Raw genomic sequence first — 677 nt, forward strand, 5'->3', positions numbered from 1 at the left:
CGACGAGCTACCAAACTGCTCCATCCCGCGTCCGGATGCATTGTTTAAGACAATGAGACTAAACCATTTTCATCTTCAGCATAAAGCGTAAGAAAGAATTTGGAGCGATACATCGGGTTCGAACCGATGACCTCAACCTTGGCAAGGTTGCGCTCTACCAACTGAGCTAGTATCGCATAAGCTAACCGTTCATCTTGTCTGCTAAGGAAGCATCAAATCAACGTTCAACTGTAATGTGGTTGCGGGAGCCGGATTTGAACCGACGACCTTCGGGTTATGAGCCCGACGAGCTACCAAACTGCTCCATCCCGCGTCCGGATGCATTGTTTAAGTCAATGAATCTTGCCTTAAAAAGGCTAATTTGGAGCGATACATCGGGTTCGAACCGATGACCTCAACCTTGGCAAGGTTGCGCTCTACCAACTGAGCTAGTATCGCATTAGTTAATCGCTGMTCTTACTGCCTTGGGCAACAGATAGCGCCTAACTGTAATGTGGTTGCGGGAGCCGGATTTGAACCGACGACCTTCGGGTTATGAGCCCGACGAGCTACCAAACTGCTCCATCCCGCGTCCGGATGCATTATTTAAGTTAATGACTCTGTTCTCTAAAAAGAGAGAATTTGGAGCGATACATCGGGTTCGAACCGATGACCTCAACCTTGGCAAGGTTGCGCTC

The 677-nt window shown here is 48.8% G+C and carries 4 tRNA genes; all 4 read right to left on the minus strand.

What is annotated here, in order from left to right:
* Positions 1-100: 100 nt before the first annotated feature.
* A tRNA-Gly gene (locus L4C44_RS22765) sits at positions 101-176 on the minus strand.
* Between the two features lie 60 nt (positions 177-236).
* Positions 237-313, minus strand: a tRNA-Met gene (locus tag L4C44_RS22770).
* 49 nt (positions 314-362) lie between these two features.
* Positions 363-438: transfer RNA gene (locus tag L4C44_RS22775), tRNA-Gly, on the minus strand.
* 56 nt (positions 439-494) lie between these two features.
* Positions 495-571, minus strand: a tRNA-Met gene (locus L4C44_RS22780).
* Between the last annotated feature and the right edge of the window lie 106 nt (positions 572-677).

This window comes from Vibrio satsumensis (assembly GCF_050337435.1).
In the GTDB taxonomy this organism is placed as follows: domain Bacteria; phylum Pseudomonadota; class Gammaproteobacteria; order Enterobacterales; family Vibrionaceae; genus Vibrio; species Vibrio satsumensis.